This is a genomic window from Bacillus sp. 2175 (assembly GCF_057812155.1).
In genome coordinates, this window is record NZ_CM173819.1 from 360,001 (window position 1) to 379,523 (window position 19,523).

Below are 19,523 nucleotides of genomic sequence, written 5' to 3' on the forward strand. Positions count from 1 at the left end.
CGGTCCCAAGGGTTGGGCTGTTCGCCCATTAAAGCGGTACGCGAGCTGGGTTCAGAACGTCGTGAGACAGTTCGGTCCCTATCCGTCGTGGGCGTAGGAAATTTGAGAGGAGCTGTCCTTAGTACGAGAGGACCGGGATGGACGCACCGCTGGTGTACCAGTTGTTCTGCCAAGGGCATAGCTGGGTAGCTATGTGCGGAAGGGATAAGTGCTGAAAGCATCTAAGCATGAAGCCCCCCTCAAGATGAGATTTCCCATAGCGTAAGCTAGTAAGATCCCTGAAAGATGATCAGGTTGATAGGTTCGAGGTGGAAGCATGGTGACATGTGGAGCTGACGAATACTAATAGATCGAGGACTTAACCATATAATATGTAGCAAATGTTATCTAGTTTTGAAGGAATATGCCTTCAATAGTTTGGTGATGATGGCAGAGAGGTCACACCCGTTCCCATACCGAACACGGAAGTTAAGCTCTCTAGCGCCGATGGTAGTTGGGACCTTGTCCCTGTGAGAGTAGGACGTCGCCAAGCAAAAACCTAAGTCGTTTCGACTTAGGTTTTTTTGTGTTTATTTTTATTTACCGAAGGCTATAATCCATAAATTTAATAAAGCTAAAGACGAAAAAAGAATGAAATAGAGACTGTTTAAAATAATAGCAATGATTTTTTGTGTTCCTGATTTTCCTAATGCCACTAAAGTAATACTTAAAATAGGACAAATTATTACTATCATAAGTATATATTTTAAATAATGAGATGCTATAAATAAGTATTTAATAATTACAGAAATTACTGCAATAGAGAAAAATAAATAGGATAATAGCATAGTTCTTTCTTTAACAGTTATCCTCTTTAGAAATTAAATCGTTATAATAATACAAGAGTGTATATATTTTGATTTAAAACATACTGAAGTGCCATTTAAACGATTATACGTAAAATAGATCTCTAGAAATATATATTCTAATTCCCTTTTCTTCTTGCATATAGTTGCAATTCTTCTTTTGAATATAACTAAAACACGAACGTTATTGACTACTAATAAAAAAACATTCGATTATTTATTGACATTGTTTATGAAATATTGTTAATATAACCATAGAAACAATAATATAAGACCTCATATAATCGCGGGGATATGGCCTGCAAGTCTCTACCTAACGACCGTTATTCGTTAGACTATGAGGGAAAGTCACTCGGTATTTTTCTATTCACAAGGGATACGTATGCCTGAGTAGAGCGCTTTCTCTCATAGTAAAAGAGAAACTGTTCTATTTCAGGCTTTTTTTATTTGAATCGGGGGGATTCTAATATGAAATCACTAGTTGGAGTCATAATGGGAAGCACGTCAGACTGGGAAACAATGAAATATGCTTGTGACATTTTAGATGAATTAAATATACCGTATGAGAAAAAAGTTGTATCCGCTCATCGGACTCCGGATTATATGTTTGAATATGCAGAGACGGCTCGTGAACGTGGATTGAAAGTTATTATTGCTGGAGCTGGTGGAGCAGCACATTTACCAGGAATGGTTGCAGCGAAGACAAATCTTCCTGTAATTGGAGTTCCAGTTCAATCAAAAGCATTAAAAGGCTTAGATTCATTATTATCCATCGTCCAAATGCCAGGAGGTGTTCCAGTTGCAACTGTTGCAATTGGTAAAGCCGGTTCAACGAATGCTGGATTACTTGCCGCACAAATACTTGGATCATTCCATGATGATATACATGATGCATTAGAATTGAGACGAGAAGCGATTGAAAAAGATGTGCGTGAAGGTAGTGAGCTAGTATGACGAGGATCATTTTACCTGGAAAAACAATCGGTATTATTGGAGGCGGCCAGCTAGGAAGAATGATGGCATTGGCAGCTAAGGAAATGGGATATAAAATTGCTGTTTTAGATCCTACAAAGCATTCACCATGTGCACAAGTTGCTGATATTGAAATTGTTGCACCATATGATGATTTAAAAGCAATTCAGCATTTAGCAGAGATAAGTGATGTTGTCACATATGAATTTGAGAATATTGATTATAGATGTTTACAATGGCTTGAAAAACATGCGTACTTACCACAAGGTAGTCAGTTGTTAAATACAACGCAAAATCGTTTTACAGAAAAGAATGCGATTGAGAAGGCTGGGTTACCAGTAGCAACGTATAGATTAGTTCAAAATCAAGATCAGCTTACAGAAGCAATTGCTGAGTTATCATTCCCTTCCGTCTTAAAAACGACGACAGGTGGATATGATGGGAAAGGACAAGTTGTTTTAAGAAGTGAAGCTGATGTTGAGACAGCAAGAAATCTTGTGGATAAAGCAGAATGTATTTTAGAGAAATGGGTGCCTTTTGAAAAAGAAGTATCAGTTATTGTGATTCGTAGTGTAAGTGGTGAAACAAAAGTGTTTCCAGTAGCAGAAAATATTCATGTAAATAACATTTTACATGAATCTATCGTTCCAGCTCGCATTACAGAAGAGCTTTCTCAAAAAGCAATTGCTTATGCAAAAGTACTTGCGGATGAATTAGAACTTGTGGGAACACTAGCTGTAGAGATGTTTGCTACAGATAATGGTGAGATTTATATTAATGAATTAGCGCCAAGACCTCACAATTCAGGACACTATACACAGGATGCATGTGAGACGAGTCAATTTGGTCAACATATTCGAGCAATCTGTAATTTACCTCTAGGAGAAACAAATTTGTTAAAACCAGTTGTCATGGTAAACATTTTAGGCGAACATATAGAAGGGGTCCTAAGACAAGTGAATAGATTAACCGGGTGCTATTTACACTTGTATGGAAAAGAAGAAGCAAAAGCACAGCGAAAAATGGGGCATGTTAATATTTTAAATGATAATATTGAAGTCGCTCTAGAAAAAGCGAAGAGTTTGCATATTTGGGACCATCAAGAACAACTGTTGGAGGGAAAAAGATGATTAGTCGTTATACACGCCCAGAAATGGGTGCAATTTGGACGGAAGAGAACAAATTTAAAGCATGGTTAGAAGTTGAGATTTTAGCTTGTGAAGCATGGGCTGAGCTTGGCGATATTCCAAAAGAAGATGTTAAGAAAATTCGTGAGCATGCATCATTTGATATTGATCGTATTTATGAAATTGAAAAAGAAACACGTCATGACGTAGTTGCATTCACTCGTGCTGTATCAGAAACGCCAGCATTAGGTGAGGAACGTAAATGGGTTCATTACGGTTTAACATCTACAGACGTAGTGGATACAGCATTATCTTACATCTTAAAACAAGCGAATGAAATTATATTAAAAGACTTAGAGAACTTTGTAAGCATTTTAGCTAACAAAGCGAAAGAGCATAAATACACAATCATGATGGGAAGAACACATGGTGTTCATGCAGAACCAACAACATTTGGTTTAAAACTTGGTCTTTGGTATGAAGAAATGAAACGTAACGTAGAGCGTTTCAAACAAGCTGCTGATACAGTTCGTGTTGGTAAACTATCTGGTGCGGTTGGTACATATGCAAATATCGATCCATTCGTAGAAAAATATGTTTGTGAAAACTTAGGATTAGAAGCAGCACCAATTTCAACACAAACATTGCAACGTGATCGTCACGCACACTACATGTCAACACTTGCACTAATTGCAACATCTATCGAAAAGATGGCAGTTGAGATTCGTGGTTTACAAAAGAGTGAAACACGTGAAGTTGAAGAAGCTTTCGCAAAAGGTCAAAAAGGTTCTTCTGCAATGCCACATAAACGTAATCCAATTGGTTCTGAAAATATGACTGGTTTAGCTCGTGTTATCCGCGGTTATATGATGACGGCTTACGAAAATGTTCCATTATGGCATGAGCGTGACATTTCTCACTCTTCGGCAGAACGCGTAATTTTACCAGATGCTACAATCGCGTTAAATTACATGTTAAATCGCTTTGGTAATATCGTTAAAAACTTAACTGTATACCCAGAGAATATGAAACGCAATATGACAAGAACATACGGCTTAATTTATTCTCAGCGCGTAATGCTTACACTAATCGACAAAGGTATGGTACGTGAAGAAGCTTATGATATCGTACAGCCTAAAGCGATGGAAGCTTGGGAAACACAAGTACAATTTAAAGAGCTTGTAGAAGCTGATGAGCGTATTACAAGCAAGTTAACACAAGAAGAAATTAATGAATGCTTCAACTATGAGCATCATATGCAACACGTTGATACAATCTTTGAACGCCTTGGATTAAACGAAGCGTAAAATTTCATATGGCACAGAATAGAGTCATTCTGTGCCATTCTTTATAAAAACATTATTCACATTTTTCAAACTACAGGGGGCTTGCGAAATGCAAAAGCTAGAATTGCTGTATGAAGGTAAGGCAAAAAGAATTTATCGTACAGAATCAGCAGATATGGTTTGGGTAGAGTACAAAGATAGTGCGACTGCTTTCAATGGGGAGAAAAAAGAGACGATTACAGGGAAAGGTCGTTTGAACAATGAAATTACAACTTTATTGTTCAGAAAGTTACAAGAAGTGGGAATTAAAACACATTTTGTTGAGAAGTTATCTGAAACAGAACAACTTGTTAAAAAAGTGAGTATTATTCCTTTAGAAGTTGTCACAAGAAATGTAATTGCAGGAAGTCTTTCAAAACGATTAGGAATGGAAGAGGGAACTGTACTTGCAGAACCAATCGTAGAATTTTACTTCAAAGATGATGATTTAGGAGATCCGCTTGTAACGGAAGATCATATTCGTGTATTAAACGTTGCATCACCAGAGCAAGTAAGCGTATTACGAGATATGGCTCTACAAATCAATCAAGTGTTGATTGATCATTTCGCAAGCTGTCGTGTAAGATTAGTAGATTTCAAATTAGAGTTTGGTGTAACGGAAGAAGGAGAAATCATTTTAGCGGATGAAATTTCACCAGATACTTGCCGTTTATGGGATGAAACGAGCAATGAAAAGTTTGATAAAGACGTATTCCGTCGCGATCTTGGAAATTTAACAGATGCTTATGAAGAGATTTTAAAACGTTTAGGGGGAATTTCACATGTATAAAGTTAAGGTATATGTAACATTAAGAGAAAGCGTATTAGATCCACAAGGAACAGCAGTAAAAGGAGCACTTCATAGTCTTTCATTCACAGAAGTACAAGATGTTCGAATCGGAAAGTACATGGAACTAACAATTGATAAATCTGTATCTGATTTAGATAGCAAGGTAAAGGAAATGTGTGAAAAACTATTAGCGAACGTTGTAATGGAAGACTTCCGTTATGAAGTTGAGGAGGTTGTCGCACAGTGAAATTTGCCGTAATAGTATTTCCGGGTTCGAACTGTGATGTCGATATGTTCCATGCAATTAAAGATGAGCTTGGCGAAGAAGTAGATTACGTTTGGCACGATACAGAGAATTTAGATGAATATGATGCAATTCTACTACCAGGTGGATTTTCTTATGGTGACTACTTACGCTGCGGTGCTATCTCTCGCTTTGCTAATGCAATGAAAGCAGTGCAAAAAGCTGCTGAGCAAGGAAAGCCGATTTTAGGTGTATGTAATGGATTCCAGATTCTTGTTGAATCAGGATTACTACCAGGAGCGTTAATGAGAAACGAAAACTTAAAATTTATGTGTCGCACTGTTCAGTTGCGTGTTGAAAATAATGAAACGATGTTTACATCACAATATGGAAAAGATGAAGTAATTAATATTCCAATCGCGCATGGTGAGGGGAATTACTATTGTGATGAAGCGACGCTTAAACAATTAAAAGAGAACAATCAAATCGCATTCCGTTACGTAGAAAACCCTAACGGTAGCGTTTCAGATATTGCTGGTATTGTAAATGAAAAAGGAAATGTACTTGGTATGATGCCACACCCAGAGCGTGCTGTAGATGAATTACTTGGTGGTGCTGAAGGGTTAAAAGTCTTTCAATCTATCTTAAAACAGTGGAGGGAAACATATGTCGTTAATGCTTGAACCAAATCCAACACAAATTAAAGAAGAGCGTATATATGCGGAAATGGGGCTAACAGACGAAGAGTTTGCCATGGTTGAAAAGATTTTAGGTCGTCTGCCAAATTATACAGAAACAGGGTTATTCTCTGTAATGTGGTCTGAACATTGTAGTTATAAAAATTCGAAACCAGTTCTTCGTAAGTTTCCAACGACAGGTGAGCGCGTTCTGCAAGGACCTGGAGAAGGTGCTGGAATTGTAGATATCGGTGATAATCAAGCAGTTGTATTTAAAATGGAAAGTCATAACCATCCTTCAGCTATTGAACCATATCAAGGAGCTGCAACAGGTGTTGGTGGTATTATTCGTGACGTATTCTCTATGGGAGCACGTCCGGTAGCTCTATTAAACTCACTTCGTTTCGGTGAATTACAGTCACCACGTGTGAAATATTTATTCGAAGAAGTAGTAGCAGGAATTGCAGGATACGGTAACTGTATCGGTATTCCGACTGTTGGCGGCGAAGTACAATTTGATCCATGTTATGAAGGAAATCCACTTGTAAATGCAATGTGCGTAGGTTTGATTAACCACGAAGACATTAAAAAAGGGCAAGCGCACGGTGCTGGTAACACAGTAATGTACGTAGGAGCATCAACTGGTCGTGACGGTATTCACGGTGCAACATTCGCGTCGGAAGAACTATCTGAAAGCTCAGAAGCGAAACGTCCAGCGGTTCAAGTAGGGGATCCATTTATGGAAAAGCTTCTTATTGAAGCGTGTTTAGAATTAATTCAATCCGATGCACTTGTTGGAATTCAAGATATGGGTGCGGCTGGTTTAACATCATCATCTGCAGAAATGGCAAGTAAAGCAGGAATGGGTATTGAAATGTACTTAGATGATGTACCACAGCGTGAAACAGGAATGACACCATATGAAATGATGCTATCTGAATCACAAGAGCGTATGTTAATTGTCGTGAAAAAAGGTAGAGAACAAGAAATAGTAGATTTATTTGAGAAGTATGGTCTTGCAGCGGTTACGATGGGGAAAGTAACAGAAGATAAAATGCTTCGTTTATTCCATAAAGGTGAAAAGGTAGCTGAAGTTCCAGCAGATGCTTTAGCAGAAGAAGCACCAATTTATCATAAGCCATCAAAAGAAGCAGCATACTTTGCTGAATTCCAAGCAATGAAAATGGAAACGCCAAAAGTAGAAAATTATAAAGAAACGTTATTCGCTTTATTACAGCAACCAACAATTGCAAGTAAAGAGTGGGTATACGATCAATACGATTACCAAGTTCGCACAAGCACAGTTGTTACGCCAGGTTCAGATGCTGCAGTTGTACGTGTACGCGGTACAGAAAAAGGATTAGCAATGACGACAGATTGTAACTCTCGCTACATTTATCTAGACCCAGAGATGGGCGGTAAAATTGCAGTAGCAGAGGCAGCGCGTAATATCGTATGTTCTGGCGGAGAGCCACTTGCAATTACAGATTGCTTAAACTTCGGTAACCCAGAAAAACCAGAAATCTTCTGGCAGATTGAGAAATCAGTAGACGGTATGAGTGAAGCTTGTCGCACATTACAAACACCAGTTATCGGCGGAAACGTATCGATGTATAACGAGCGTAGTGGTGAAGCTGTATATCCAACACCAACTGTTGGGATGGTCGGACTTGTGCATGACTTAAAACATGTAACAACACAAGAGTTTAAGCAAGCTGGTGATTTAGTGTATGTAATTGGTGAGACGAAAGCTGAGTTTGGCGGAAGTGAATTACAGAAAATGATTCACGGCAAAATTTTCGGTCAATCACCAAGTATCGATTTAGATGTAGAATTAAAACGCCAAAAACAAGTATTAGAAGCAATTCAAGCTGGTCTTGTTCAATCTGCACATGATGTTGCTGAAGGTGGTTTAGCAGTTGCGATTTCAGAAAGTGCAATTGGTGCTAAAGGCTTAGGTGCTACTGTGAAATTAGATGGAGAAGCAACAGCAGCATTATTCGCTGAATCACAGTCTCGCTTCGTGATAACTGTAAAACGTGAAAATAAAGAGGCGTTTGAGAAAGCAGTAGAAGCAATCCAAGTTGGAGAAGTAACAAGTACAAATGAAGTAACAATTCATAATGAAGAAAATGAAGTATTACTTACAGCAAATGTAGATGAAATGAGAAAGGCTTGGAAAGGGGCAATCCCATGCTTGCTGAAATAAAGGGGTTAAACGAAGAATGTGGCGTTTTCGGAATTTGGGGGCATGAAAATGCAGCACAAGTTTCATACTACGGATTGCACAGTTTACAGCATCGTGGGCAAGAAGGCGCAGGCATTGTCGTAAATAATGGGGAAAAAATCGTCGGTCACAAGGGGTTAGGTTTAATATCAGAAGTGTTTTCAAGAGGTGAGCTAGAAGGATTAAATGGAAAATCAGCAATCGGACATGTACGATATGCAACAGCTGGTGGAAGTGAAGTTGCTAACGTTCAACCATTGTTGTTCCGTTTTTCCGATCATAGTATGGCGTTAGCTCATAACGGAAATTTAATTAACGCAAAAATGCTTCGTCGTGAATTAGAAGCAGAGGGCAGTATTTTTCAAACTAGTTCAGATACAGAAGTACTTTTACATCTTATTAAACGTAGCACGAAAGATTCTTTAATTGAAAGTGTAAAAGAGGCTTTAAATAAAGTGAAAGGTGCGTTTGCGTATCTTTTACTAACTGGAAATGAAATGATCGTTGCATTAGATCCGAATGGGTTCCGTCCGCTTTCAATTGGAAAGATGGGGGATGCTTACGTTGTAGCATCTGAAACATGTGCTTTTGATGTAGTAGGTGCAACATACATTCGCGATGTAGAACCGGGTGAATTACTTATCATTAATGATGAAGGAATTCACGTAGATCGTTTCACAAACGATGTAGAACATGCAATTTGTAGTATGGAATATATTTACTTTGCACGACCAGATTCTAATATTGCTGGTGTTAACGTCCATGCAGCACGTAAGAATATGGGGAAACGTTTAGCGGCAGAAGCTCCTATTGAAGCAGATGTTGTTACTGGTGTACCAGACTCTAGTATTTCAGCTGCGATTGGCTATGCGGAGGCGACAGGTATTCCATATGAGTTAGGATTAATTAAAAATCGTTACGTTGGACGTACGTTTATTCAACCTTCTCAAGAACTGCGCGAGCAAGGGGTTAAGATGAAGCTTTCCGCAGTAAGAGGTGTAGTTGAAGGGAAACGAGTTGTTATGATTGATGACTCTATCGTAAGAGGAACGACAAGTAAACGAATTGTTCGTATGCTTCGTGAGGCTGGAGCGACAGAAGTTCACGTAAGAATTGCTTCACCACCTCTGAAATATCCATGTTTCTATGGCATTGATATTCAAACGAGAAAAGAATTAATTGCAGCAAATCATACAGTAGAAGAAATCCGTGAAATGATCGGAGCAGATTCTTTAACATTTTTAAGCGAAGATGGATTAGTAGATGCAATTGGGCGTCCATATGAAGGGAAATATGGCGGCCTATGCATGGCTTACTTTAATGGGGACTATCCAACAGCTCTTTATGATTATGAGCAAGAGCTTTTAGAAAGTATGAAATAAGAAAAGTGAGAAAAGCTTCTACTTCTTTTGATGTAGGAGCTAGATCCTTTCTTAAAATAGCCCGCCCTGGATGGGGAGAAATTAAAAGACGAGGTGTAAATAACGATGGCGAATGCATATAAGCAAGCAGGAGTAGATATTGAAGCTGGATATGAAGCGGTATCTCGCATGAAAAAACACGTACAAACAACTATGAGAAAAGAAGTACTAGGCGGTTTAGGCGGTTTTGGAGGTATGTTTGATCTATCAAAATTTGCATTAGAAGAACCTGTATTAGTATCTGGAACAGATGGCGTGGGAACGAAATTGATGCTCGCTTTTATGGCAGATAAACATGACACAATTGGTATTGATGCAGTAGCAATGTGTGTAAATGATATTGTTGTCCAAGGAGCAGAGCCGCTTTTCTTCCTTGATTATATTGCTTGTGGTAAAGCTGAACCTAGTAAAATTGAAAACATCGTCAAAGGTATATCAGAGGGCTGTCGCCAAGCTGGTTGTGCATTAATCGGTGGAGAAACAGCTGAAATGCCAGGAATGTATTCTACGGAAGAATATGATTTAGCTGGTTTTACAGTTGGGATTGTTGATAAAAAGAAAATTGTAACAGGTGAAAAGATTGAAGCTGGTCACGTGCTAATTGGCTTAGCATCTAGCGGTATTCATAGCAATGGTTACTCTTTAGTACGAAAAGTGTTATTAGAAGATGGGGAACTATCTTTAGAGCGTATTTATGGCCGCTTAGAACTACCTCTTGGTGAAGAATTATTAAAACCAACGAAAATTTATGTCAAACCTATTTTAGAACTATTGAAGAAACATGAAGTATACGGTATGGCGCATATTACAGGTGGTGGATTTATTGAAAATATTCCACGCATGTTGCCAGAAGGAATCGGTGCTGAGATTGAACTAGGATCTTGGGAAATTCAGCCGATCTTTAGTTTGCTTCAAGAAGTTGGAAAACTGGAAGAGAAAGAAATGTTCAATATTTTTAACATGGGTATTGGTATGGTAGTAGCAGTGAAGGAAGAAGATGCAAAAGATGTTGTTCGTCTTCTTGAAGAGCAAGGAGAAATGGCTCGTATTATTGGACGTACTATACAAGGAGCTGGCGTTACTTTTAATGGGGGCACAGCACTATGAGTAGATTAGCAGTTTTTGCTTCTGGAAGTGGATCTAACTTTCAATCTCTCGTTAATGCGGTAGAAGAAAAAAGATTGGATGCAGAAATTAGTTTATTAGTATGTGATAAACCAGAAGCACGAGCTGTTGGACGGGCAAATTATCATCATATTCCGTGTTTTGCTTTTTCAGCGAAAGCATATGAGTCAAAAGAAGCGTTTGAAAAAGAGATATTAAAGAAGCTAGAAGAATATGAAATTGATTATGTTATTTTAGCTGGATATATGCGTTTAATCGGGCCGACGTTACTAGAAGCATACGGCGGGAAGATTATTAATATTCATCCATCATTACTACCGAGCTTTCCGGGTAAAGATGCTGTCGGTCAAGCGTTAGAAGCAGGTGTGAAAGTAACTGGAGTAACAATTCATTATGTAGATGCAGGTATGGATACAGGGCCAATTATTGCACAAGAAGCAGTGGTTGTTTCTGAAGGGGATACGAGAGAAAGCTTACAAAAGAAAATTCAACAAGTTGAACATAAATTATACGTAAATACAGTGAATCAAATTGTTCAGTCTGTGAAAGAATCAACTGTTAACTAACATACAACCAGGGGTGAAGGATAAATGAAAAAGCGTGCATTAGTAAGTGTTTCAGATAAAACAGGAGTAGTAGAATTTGTTAAAGGGTTACTAGAACAAGGGATTGAAGTTATTTCAACAGGTGGTACGAAAAAGTTACTAGAAGAAAATGGCTTACAAGTAATCGGCATTTCTGAAGTAACTGGTTTCCCTGAAATTATGGATGGCCGTGTGAAAACATTACATCCAAATATTCATGGTGGTCTATTAGCAGTTCGTGATAATGAAACACATGTAACACAAATGAATGAGTTAGGTATAGAGCCAATTGACTTTGTTGTTGTTAACTTATACCCATTTAAAGAAACAATCGCTAAGCCTGATGTAACATTTGCTGATGCAATTGAAAATATTGATATCGGTGGCCCAACAATGATTCGCTCTGCTGCGAAAAATCATAAATTCGTATCGGTAATTGTAGATCCAGTAGATTATGATATTGTGTTAGCAGAACTGAAAGAGAACGGTGAAGTAGCAGAGGAAACAAAACGTAAACTAGCAGCGAAAGTATTCCGTCATACAGCAGCGTATGATGCGTTAATTTCTAACTACTTAACAGAGCAAATGGGTGAAGAAAGTCCAGAAACATTAACTGTGACATTTGAGAAAAAGCAAGACTTACGCTATGGCGAGAACCCACATCAAAAAGCAACTTTCTATAAAGCGCCATTCGCAGCAACGTCTTCTGTTGCATACGCAGAACAATTACACGGTAAGGAATTATCGTATAACAATATTAATGATGCAGACGCAGCGCTTAGCATCGTAAAAGAATTTACAGAACCAGCAGTAGTAGCAGTAAAGCATATGAATCCATGTGGTGTTGGAGTAGGAACTAATATTCACGAAGCATATACTCGTGCTTATGAAGCAGATCCAGTATCAATCTTCGGCGGTATTATTGCAGCAAATCGTGAAATTGATAAAGCTACAGCAGAAAAGTTACATGAAATTTTCTTAGAAATTGTTATCGCACCTTCGTTCTCGCAAGAAGCTTTAGAAGTGTTGCAAAGTAAGAAGAACTTACGTTTATTAACTATAAATATTGAAAAAGCGACAAGTGCAAGCAAAAAACTAACTTCTGTACAAGGTGGACTTCTCGTTCAAGAGGAAGATACGTTATCATTAGATGAAAGTACAATTTCAATTCCAACGAAACGTGAACCCTCAGAGCAAGAATGGAAAGATTTAAAACTAGCTTGGAAAGTTGTAAAACATGTGAAATCAAACGCAATTGTTTTAGCGAAAGATGACATGACAATTGGTGTCGGTGCGGGACAGATGAACCGTGTAGGTTCTGCAAAAATCGCAATTACACAAGCTGGTGAAAAAGCACAAGGTAGCGCGCTTGCATCTGATGCTTTCTTCCCAATGCCAGATACATTAGAAGAAGCAGCAAAAGCAGGAATTACAGCAATCATTCAACCGGGCGGATCAATCCGTGATGAAGATTCTATTAAAGTGGCAGATACTTATGGGATTGCTATGGTGTTCACTGGCGTACGTCATTTCAAACACTAATAGAGGATGTTTAAAAAGTCCGGTTAAGATAACCTTCGCATGTCGTCGTTGCATCGCCAGTGCGGTACTCATGTAGAAAAGCTACACTCCGTGTCCTCCTGGCAAATGCGCCTAGACCTGCTCGGTTCTCTTAATCCTCCTTTTTAAACCTTTATTGATATGGATGTTTAAAAAGTCCGGTCGAGATAACCTTCGCATGTCGTCGTTGCATCGCCAGTGCGGTACTCATGTAGGAAAGCTACACTCCGTGTCCTCCTGGCAAATGCGCCTAGACCTGCTCGGTTCTCTTAATCCTCCTTTTTAAACCTTTATTGATATGGATGTTTAAAAAGTCTGGTCGAGATAACCTTTTATTGATATGAAAAAGCAAACTAGGAGCATAGCTTCTAGTTTGTACTTATTTAATTATTGGGGGATGAAATATGAATGTTTTAGTAATTGGCCGCGGTGGGCGTGAGCATGCTTTAGCTTGGAAGTTTGCACAATCTGAAAAAGTAGAAAAGGTATATGTAGCACCAGGTAATGAAGGTATGAGAGATGTTGCAACACCAGTTGATATTGATGAAAATGATTTTGATGCATTAGTTTTATTTGCAAAAGAGAATAATGTTGAGTTAACTTTCGTTGGACCAGAAATTCCGCTTATGAATGGAATTGTTGATCGTTTTAAAGAAGAGGGACTTCGCGTATTTGGTCCGAATAAAGCGGCTGCTGTTATTGAAGGTAGTAAAGCTTTTACAAAAGAGCTTATGAAAAAGTATGATATTCCAACTGCGGCGTACGAAACTTTTACAGATTATGAAGAAGCAGTACAGTACATTCAAAAAGTTGGTGCACCAATCGTTATTAAAGCTGACGGCCTAGCTGCTGGTAAAGGTGTAACGGTAGCGATGACGCTTGAAGAGGCATTACAAGCTGTGAAAGAAATGCTGCAAGATGTGAAATTCGGCGCGGCAAGTAAGAAGGTCGTTATTGAAGAGTTTTTAGATGGACAAGAATTTTCATTAATGGCATTCGTGAATGGAACAACTGTACATCCAATGATAATCGCCCAAGATCATAAAAGAGCTTTTGATGGTGATAAAGGTCCAAATACGGGCGGAATGGGTGCATATTCTCCAGTACCACAAATTCCAGAAACAGCAGTTCAAGAAGCGATTCAAACCGTATTGCATCCAACTGCTAAGGCGATGATTGAAGAAAACCGTTCGTTTACAGGTATTTTATACGCAGGTCTTATTTTAACAAATGATGGTCCGAAGGTAATTGAATTTAATGCACGCTTCGGTGATCCTGAAACAGAAGTTGTATTACCTCGATTAGAAAACGATTTAGTTGATGTATGTAACGCTGTATTAGATGAAAGTGAACTAACGTTACAATGGTCAGAAGAAGCGGTAATCGGTGTTGTACTTGCTTCTAAAGGATATCCAGAAGCATATAAAAAAGGTGATATTATTAGCGGACTAGATGCACTGCAAGATGTGATTGTTTTCCATGCAGGTACAGCAATGAAACATGGGGACTTTGTAACGAACGGTGGCCGTGTATTATTTGTTGCTTGTAAGGCAAATAGTTTACAAGAAGCAAAAGATAAAGTATATAAAGAAATCGGTAAAATTGAGAGTGATGGTCTATTTTATCGAAGTGATATAGGATATCGTGCAATTGGGCATGAGATGACGAAAAGTTAATATGTAAAAATCCCGCTGAGGAATCAGCGGGATTTTTTATGCATCTTCATCTTTTTTTAATTTCCCTTTTTGCTTTGCCATTTCTCGAAGTAAATACTCGATGTGTGCATTGACGCTACGAAATTCATCATTTGCCCATTTTTCGATGACTGCGTGTAATTCAGGATCAATACGTAATGGAAAGCTTTTCTTTTTAGCCATAATTACTTATAGCCCTTAGTATAGGCTTCCTGTATTAATAACTGGCTGCGCACCTTTATCTGAAACGATGGCAACTAATAAGTTGTTTACCATATTTGCTTTACGCTCGTCATCGAGTTCTAGTACGCCTTCTTCATCTAACATATGGATGGAATCTTTCGCCATCTTCACAGCACCTTCAACAATTTCTTTTCTAGCAGCTAATACTGCTTTTGCTTGCTGGCGTTGTAGCATTGCATGGGCAATTTCTGTTGCGTAAGCTAAGTGCGTTAAACGAGTTTCTAATACTTCTACACCAGCAATTTCAAGACGCGCCTCTAACTCACGTTTTAATTCTTCAGAGATTTCTTCAGTATTTCCGCGTAACGTAACGCAGGTTTCATCTTGGAAATTGTCATAAGGATATTTTGTTGCAACATGGCGGATTGCCGTTTCGCTTTGAATTTCTACAAATCGATCATAATGTTCAACACCAAACATTGCTTTTGCAGAATCAACAACTTTATATACGATAACAGCTGCAATTTCAATTGGATTTCCATCAACGTCATTTACTTTTAATTTTTTACTGTTAAAGTTTTCAACACGTAAAGATACAGTTTGACGGAATGCGAAAGGAATCGTTAAAAATAAACCGTTTTGACGAATTGTTCCTAAATAATTACCGAAGAACGTAATAACCTTCGCTTGATTCGGTTGAACAATACCGATACCTGTAGCGAGAACTGCGGCTAATATAATAGTTAGTGCCGCTCCTATGAAAATTTCTTGTGCAAGGAAAAATACACCGATAGCAGCTAAAATCAAAATTCCAATAATACCGAGAAAACCATTTACATAAAATACTTGTTTTTCTTTCATATGATCGCCTCCTGATATAAAAATGATATCACTTTTATATCATTTTAAGCAAGAGGTATGCATCTAATTTTCTGAATTTTATTGGTTGATATCTTTTATATACATTTTAAGGTTCAAAAAGAGAATATACGTTCTGTTTTATAGTAAAATAAAGAAGACTTAACCGCCCACTGCAGCAGCTAAGTCCCTTTGAGAGCATCTTGCATCGTGACAAATGATTCAAAGCGGTTTTGCCAGGATTATATCTTCAATCGCTGACTCAATCTCTTTGTCAGAAGCGTCATAACTTCCTTTTGACTCTGGCTTGTCATGAGTGGAAGTTTGATTCACTTCTTCTTTAGCATGTCCTTTTTCACCAAAATTCATGCTAGGCATTTTAAATGCCCCCATATTCATGTATTTTCCGAATTTCCACATTTCAACAACAGGGCAGAAACGAACAATTCCTTCTGCAACTTTCATTGCACCAATCCATAGAAAAATGTTAGACCAAGTGCACCACGGCTTGCGTACAAGTTTAGTTGCACTACATCCGAAGAGGACGAGCCCAAGTGTAATTCGAATTAGAGCGTTTATTGTCCCGATATTTTGCTTCATTAGAAAAACACTCCTTTTTATGAAAGTTGAAATAGATAATACTATTTCTCTTATTAGTATCCCGTTTGATTTTTGGGATATGTAATCCAACATTTGACGTGGAAAAAGATGTTGGATTGTGCGTGTGTGTAAGTAACTTTTTTTGTTATAATGAAAGAATGCATAAAAGGAACTTCAAAATTAAATCCTCTAGTTTAAAAAATATGGAAGAGGTAATTCCAAACTTAATTCTCCGTTTTAAACAAATATTTAAGATGAAGTTAAAACAATAATGATGAAAATAAACTGTTATTTTGAACAGAAATATATATAACTAGAGAAAAGGAAGGGTGTTTTCATGTACGATATTTCCGGATGGAAACATGTATTTAAGCTTGATCCAAATAAGGAGTTAAGCGATGAACATTTAGAAATGATTTGTGAGTCTGGAACTGATGCGGTTATTGTAGGCGGAAGTGATGGAGTTACAATTGATAACGTATTACACATGCTAGTTAGCATTCGTAGATATGCAGTTCCTTGTGTATTAGAGGTTTCTGATGTAGAAGCAATTACACCAGGATTTGATTTTTATTACATCCCAAGTGTTTTAAATAGCCGAAAAGTAGAATGGGTAACAGGTGTTCATCATGAGGCATTGAAAGAATTTGGGGATATTATGGACTGGGACGAAATTTTTATGGAAGGGTATTGTGTTTTAAATCCAGAAGCGAAAGTAGCCCAGCTTACAGAAGCGAAATGTGATTTAACAGAAGATGACGTTATTGCATATGCTCGTTTAGCAGACAAGCTATTACGTTTACCGATATTTTATTTAGAATATAGCGGTACGTATGGAGATGTTGAACTTGTTAAAAATGTAAAAGCAGAATTGAAACAAGCTAAGTTATATTATGGCGGTGGTATTTCTAATGCAGAACAGGCGAAAGAAATGGCACAATATGCTGATACAGTAGTTGTTGGAAATATTATTTATGATGATATAAAATCGGCGTTAAAAATAGTTAAAGCAGTAAAAGGAGAGTAGGTGCAGGCGTATATGAGTATGACAGATAAGTTATTAAACGGTTTAAATCCACAGCAACAAAAAGCAGTACAAACAACGAATGGACCACTTCTATTAATGGCAGGTGCAGGTAGTGGTAAGACACGTGTGTTAACACATCGTATTGCGTATTTACTTGGTGAAAAAGGTGTAGCACCATGGAATGTACTAGCTATTACCTTCACAAATAAAGCAGCTCGTGAAATGCGTGAGCGTATTGATACACTTGTGGGACCAGAAGCAGAAGATATTTGGATTTCGACGTTCCACTCTATGTGTGTACGTATTTTACGACGCGATATCGATCGTATTGGTATTAATCGTAACTTTACAATCTTAGATTCAGGTGATCAGCTAACTGTAGTCAAAAAAATTATGAAAGAGCGCAATGTTGATCCGAAGAAATTTGAGCCGCGCTCTATTTTAGCGGGTATTAGTAATGCGAAAAATGAACTGTTATCTGCGGATAAATATGCAAAAAAAATTACAATGGCTGATCCATATGAAAAATTAACGAGCGATGTATACACAGAGTATCAAAAACGTCTTTTGAAAAATAATTCATTAGACTTTGATGATTTAATTATGACGACGATTCAGCTATTTGAACGTGTTCCAGAAGTATTAGAGTTTTATCAGCGTAAGTTCCAATATATTCATGTTGATGAGTATCAAGATACGAACAAAGCGCAATATCTTCTTGTTAAACATTTGGCAGCGCGTTTTAAAAATCTTTGTGTTGTGGGTGACTCTGACCAGTCTATTTATCGCTGGCGTGGTGCAGATATTTCTAACATTTTGTCATTCGAAAAAGACTATGAGAATGCACAAGTAATTCTGTTAGAACAAAACTATCGTTCGTCACAAAATATTTTAAATGCAGCGAATGCTGTTATTGAAAAAAATACGAATCGTAAGCCGAAGAAATTATGGACAGACAATCAAGTTGGAAGTAAAATCTCGTATTATCGTGCTGCAACTGAAAAGGACGAAGCGTATTTTGTTGCAAAAAAAATTCGTGACGATATTCAAATGGGGAAACGAAAATATACTGATTTTGCAGTGCTATATCGTACGAATGCTCAGTCTCGTATGGTCGAGGAGATTTTCCTTAAATCTAACATTCCGTATAAAATTGTCGGGGGTACGAAGTTCTACGATCGTAAAGAGATTAAAGATATTTTGGCGTACTTACGTTTAATCGGTAATCCAGATGATGAAATTAGTTTTGCACGTATTATAAATGTGCCAAAGCGTGGCATTGGTGCGACTTCTATCGATAAAATTATTAATTACGGTGTGCAAAATGGAATTTCATTAACTGCTGTATTTGATGAGATTGAGCATGTTGGAGTAAGTGCAAAAATTACAAAGGCAGTAAAAGAATTCGCGAATTTATTAAATAACTGGGTAAATATGCAAGAGTATTTATCTGTTACAGAATTAGTAGAAGAAGTTATTGAAAAAACAGGCTATCGCGATATGTTGAAAAATGAACGTTCTTTAGAAGCGGAAGGTCGTTTAGAAAACTTAGACGAGTTCTTATCTGTTACGCAAACATTTGAATCTCAAAGCGAAGATAAGAGCCTTGTTGCATTCTTAACAGATTTAGCACTTGTTGCTGATATTGATCGTGTAGATGAAGACCCAACTGCTGGTGAAGAAGTTATTTTAATGACGATGCACTCGGCGAAAGGATTAGAGTTCCCGGTTGTCTTTATTGTTGGCTTAGAGGAAGGGATATTCCCTCATACTCGTTCTCTTATGGAAGAGGATGAAATGCAAGAAGAACGTCGTCTTGCTTATGTAGGTATTACTCGTGCAGAAGAAGAGCTATATTTATCTAACGCGCAAATGCGTACATTATTTGGTAGAACAAGTATGAACGCTGCGTCTCGATTTATTACAGAAATCCCGACAGAACTAGTGGAATCATTAAATGAAACAGCGCCGAAGCGTGAAACATCGTTTGGTACAAAAGGCAGAACGGCAAGTAGCGGCAAAACGACAATCACAACAGCAACACGCTCTCGTTCAGCTTTCGCGCGCCCTGCAGCTAAGACGACAGGCGGCGAACAAATTGGCTGGGCAGTAGGAGATAAAGCTTCCCACCAAAAATGGGGAGTCGGTACAGTTGTAAGTGTAAAAGGTGAAGGTGATGCAAAAGAATTAGATATTGCGTTCCCAAGCCCAATTGGTGTTAAACGTTTGTTAGCAAAATTTGCGCCTGTGACGAAACAATAGGA

Annotated in this window: 18 protein-coding genes, 2 rRNA genes and 1 riboswitch (1 of these 21 running past the window's edge); of the genes, 16 read left to right on the forward strand and 4 right to left on the reverse strand. The window is 37.9% G+C overall.

Going from position 1 to position 19,523, the window contains the following annotated elements; genetic code table 11:
• Positions 1-366: ribosomal RNA gene (locus tag ACXKY9_RS02050) — 23S ribosomal RNA — on the forward strand (it extends 2,557 nt beyond the left edge of the window).
• A gap of 50 nt (positions 367-416) precedes the next feature.
• A 5S ribosomal RNA gene (gene rrf / locus ACXKY9_RS02055) occupies positions 417-532 on the forward strand.
• 43 nt (positions 533-575) lie between these two features.
• Here the strand turns inward: rrf and ACXKY9_RS02060 are convergent.
• Positions 576-827, reverse strand: a complete 252-nt coding sequence (locus ACXKY9_RS02060; RefSeq protein ID WP_000927502.1) for a hypothetical protein — start codon at positions 825-827, stop codon at positions 576-578.
• A 274-nt stretch (positions 828-1,101) separates the two neighbouring features.
• Positions 1,102-1,203, forward strand: a riboswitch (purine riboswitch).
• A 110-nt stretch (positions 1,204-1,313) separates the two neighbouring features.
• On the opposite strand from ACXKY9_RS02060, the gene purE reads away from it, so the two are divergent.
• The 12 genes from purE (at position 1,314) to purD (ending at position 14,573) form a co-directional block, all read left to right on the forward strand.
• A complete protein-coding gene (gene purE, locus ACXKY9_RS02065; RefSeq protein ID WP_000839364.1) occupies positions 1,314-1,799 on the forward strand; it encodes a 5-(carboxyamino)imidazole ribonucleotide mutase in 486 nt (161 codons plus the stop codon).
• Positions 1,796-2,947, forward strand: coding sequence for a 5-(carboxyamino)imidazole ribonucleotide synthase (purK, locus tag ACXKY9_RS02070; RefSeq protein WP_000196770.1), 1,152 nt, complete (start codon positions 1,796-1,798; stop codon positions 2,945-2,947). The genes purE and purK overlap by 4 nt, the downstream gene beginning before the upstream one ends.
• Positions 2,944-4,251: an adenylosuccinate lyase gene (gene purB / locus ACXKY9_RS02075; protein ID WP_000625682.1), complete on the forward strand. Its 1,308-nt coding sequence runs from the start codon at positions 2,944-2,946 to the stop codon at positions 4,249-4,251. Before purK ends, purB begins: the two co-directional genes overlap by 4 nt.
• Positions 4,252-4,339: 88 nt before the next feature.
• Positions 4,340-5,059: a phosphoribosylaminoimidazolesuccinocarboxamide synthase gene (purC, locus tag ACXKY9_RS02080; RefSeq protein ID WP_001170544.1), complete on the forward strand. Its 720-nt coding sequence runs from the start codon at positions 4,340-4,342 to the stop codon at positions 5,057-5,059.
• Positions 5,052-5,306: a phosphoribosylformylglycinamidine synthase subunit PurS gene (gene purS, locus ACXKY9_RS02085; protein WP_000278823.1), complete on the forward strand. Its 255-nt coding sequence runs from the start codon at positions 5,052-5,054 to the stop codon at positions 5,304-5,306. Before purC ends, purS begins: the two co-directional genes overlap by 8 nt.
• The gene (gene purQ / locus ACXKY9_RS02090) at positions 5,303-5,986 is read left to right on the forward strand and encodes a phosphoribosylformylglycinamidine synthase subunit PurQ (protein ID WP_000666789.1); all 684 of its coding nucleotides are present in this window, start codon (positions 5,303-5,305) and stop codon (positions 5,984-5,986) included. The genes purS and purQ overlap by 4 nt, the downstream gene beginning before the upstream one ends.
• Positions 5,970-8,189 carry a phosphoribosylformylglycinamidine synthase II gene (purL, locus tag ACXKY9_RS02095; protein ID WP_000055562.1) on the forward strand — a complete coding sequence of 740 codons (2,220 nt, stop codon included), beginning with the start codon at positions 5,970-5,972 and terminating at the stop codon, positions 8,187-8,189. The genes purQ and purL overlap by 17 nt, the downstream gene beginning before the upstream one ends.
• Positions 8,174-9,589 (forward strand): amidophosphoribosyltransferase, encoded by a 1,416-nt coding sequence (gene purF, locus ACXKY9_RS02100; RefSeq protein WP_000879025.1) that lies wholly within the window; start codon positions 8,174-8,176, stop codon positions 9,587-9,589. The genes purL and purF overlap by 16 nt, the downstream gene beginning before the upstream one ends.
• 105 nt (positions 9,590-9,694) lie before the next feature.
• Positions 9,695-10,735, forward strand: coding sequence for a phosphoribosylformylglycinamidine cyclo-ligase (gene purM, locus ACXKY9_RS02105; RefSeq protein ID WP_001262439.1), 1,041 nt, complete (start codon positions 9,695-9,697; stop codon positions 10,733-10,735).
• Positions 10,732-11,319, forward strand: a complete 588-nt coding sequence (gene purN / locus ACXKY9_RS02110) for a phosphoribosylglycinamide formyltransferase (protein ID WP_000088589.1) — start codon at positions 10,732-10,734, stop codon at positions 11,317-11,319. The genes purM and purN overlap by 4 nt, the downstream gene beginning before the upstream one ends.
• A gap of 24 nt (positions 11,320-11,343) precedes the next feature.
• On the forward strand, positions 11,344-12,879 hold the full coding sequence (gene purH, locus ACXKY9_RS02115) for a bifunctional phosphoribosylaminoimidazolecarboxamide formyltransferase/IMP cyclohydrolase (RefSeq protein ID WP_000745434.1): 1,536 nt from the start codon (positions 11,344-11,346) through the stop codon (positions 12,877-12,879).
• 422 nt (positions 12,880-13,301) lie between these two features.
• Complete coding sequence (gene purD / locus ACXKY9_RS02120; protein WP_001101976.1) at positions 13,302-14,573, forward strand: phosphoribosylamine--glycine ligase; 1,272 nt, start codon at positions 13,302-13,304, stop codon at positions 14,571-14,573.
• A gap of 36 nt (positions 14,574-14,609) precedes the next feature.
• Here the strand turns inward: purD and ACXKY9_RS02125 are convergent, their stop codons facing one another.
• The 3 genes from ACXKY9_RS02125 to ACXKY9_RS02135 all read right to left on the reverse strand — a co-directional run bounded on the left by ACXKY9_RS02125 (position 14,610) and on the right by ACXKY9_RS02135 (position 16,232).
• A complete protein-coding gene (locus ACXKY9_RS02125; RefSeq protein ID WP_001085170.1) occupies positions 14,610-14,774 on the reverse strand; it encodes a type II toxin-antitoxin system antitoxin in 165 nt (54 codons plus the stop codon).
• Between the two features lie 15 nt (positions 14,775-14,789).
• Positions 14,790-15,635, reverse strand: a complete 846-nt coding sequence (locus ACXKY9_RS02130) for an SPFH domain-containing protein (RefSeq protein ID WP_000660669.1) — start codon at positions 15,633-15,635, stop codon at positions 14,790-14,792.
• 219 nt (positions 15,636-15,854) lie between these two features.
• Positions 15,855-16,232: a YgaP family membrane protein gene (locus ACXKY9_RS02135; RefSeq protein WP_000812348.1), complete on the reverse strand. Its 378-nt coding sequence runs from the start codon at positions 16,230-16,232 to the stop codon at positions 15,855-15,857.
• A 337-nt stretch (positions 16,233-16,569) separates the two neighbouring features.
• On the opposite strand from ACXKY9_RS02135, the gene pcrB reads away from it, so the two are divergent.
• Complete coding sequence (gene pcrB / locus ACXKY9_RS02140) at positions 16,570-17,259, forward strand: heptaprenylglyceryl phosphate synthase (RefSeq protein ID WP_000272101.1); 690 nt, start codon at positions 16,570-16,572, stop codon at positions 17,257-17,259.
• Positions 17,260-17,271: 12 nt separating this feature from the next.
• On the forward strand, positions 17,272-19,521 hold the full coding sequence (gene pcrA, locus ACXKY9_RS02145) for a DNA helicase PcrA (RefSeq protein WP_002100669.1): 2,250 nt from the start codon (positions 17,272-17,274) through the stop codon (positions 19,519-19,521).
• The last annotated feature ends 2 nt before the right edge of the window (positions 19,522-19,523 follow it).

Coding starts and splice junctions, on each gene's coding strand:
- ACXKY9_RS02060 (WP_000927502.1), bottom strand. CDS start 827: ATGCTATTATCCTATTTATTTTTCTCTATTGCAGTAATTTCTGTAATT.
- purE (WP_000839364.1), top strand. CDS start 1,314: ATGAAATCACTAGTTGGAGTCATAATGGGAAGCACGTCAGACTGGGAA.
- purK (WP_000196770.1), top strand. CDS start 1,796: ATGACGAGGATCATTTTACCTGGAAAAACAATCGGTATTATTGGAGGC.
- purB (WP_000625682.1), top strand. CDS start 2,944: ATGATTAGTCGTTATACACGCCCAGAAATGGGTGCAATTTGGACGGAA.
- purC (WP_001170544.1), top strand. CDS start 4,340: ATGCAAAAGCTAGAATTGCTGTATGAAGGTAAGGCAAAAAGAATTTAT.
- purS (WP_000278823.1), top strand. CDS start 5,052: ATGTATAAAGTTAAGGTATATGTAACATTAAGAGAAAGCGTATTAGAT.
- purL (WP_000055562.1), top strand. CDS start 5,970: ATGTCGTTAATGCTTGAACCAAATCCAACACAAATTAAAGAAGAGCGT.
- purF (WP_000879025.1), top strand. CDS start 8,174: ATGCTTGCTGAAATAAAGGGGTTAAACGAAGAATGTGGCGTTTTCGGA.
- purM (WP_001262439.1), top strand. CDS start 9,695: ATGGCGAATGCATATAAGCAAGCAGGAGTAGATATTGAAGCTGGATAT.
- purN (WP_000088589.1), top strand. CDS start 10,732: ATGAGTAGATTAGCAGTTTTTGCTTCTGGAAGTGGATCTAACTTTCAA.
- purH (WP_000745434.1), top strand. CDS start 11,344: ATGAAAAAGCGTGCATTAGTAAGTGTTTCAGATAAAACAGGAGTAGTA.
- purD (WP_001101976.1), top strand. CDS start 13,302: ATGAATGTTTTAGTAATTGGCCGCGGTGGGCGTGAGCATGCTTTAGCT.
- ACXKY9_RS02125 (WP_001085170.1), bottom strand. CDS start 14,774: ATGGCTAAAAAGAAAAGCTTTCCATTACGTATTGATCCTGAATTACAC.
- ACXKY9_RS02130 (WP_000660669.1), bottom strand. CDS start 15,635: ATGAAAGAAAAACAAGTATTTTATGTAAATGGTTTTCTCGGTATTATT.
- ACXKY9_RS02135 (WP_000812348.1), bottom strand. CDS start 16,232: ATGAAGCAAAATATCGGGACAATAAACGCTCTAATTCGAATTACACTT.
- pcrB (WP_000272101.1), top strand. CDS start 16,570: ATGTACGATATTTCCGGATGGAAACATGTATTTAAGCTTGATCCAAAT.
- pcrA (WP_002100669.1), top strand. CDS start 17,272: ATGAGTATGACAGATAAGTTATTAAACGGTTTAAATCCACAGCAACAA.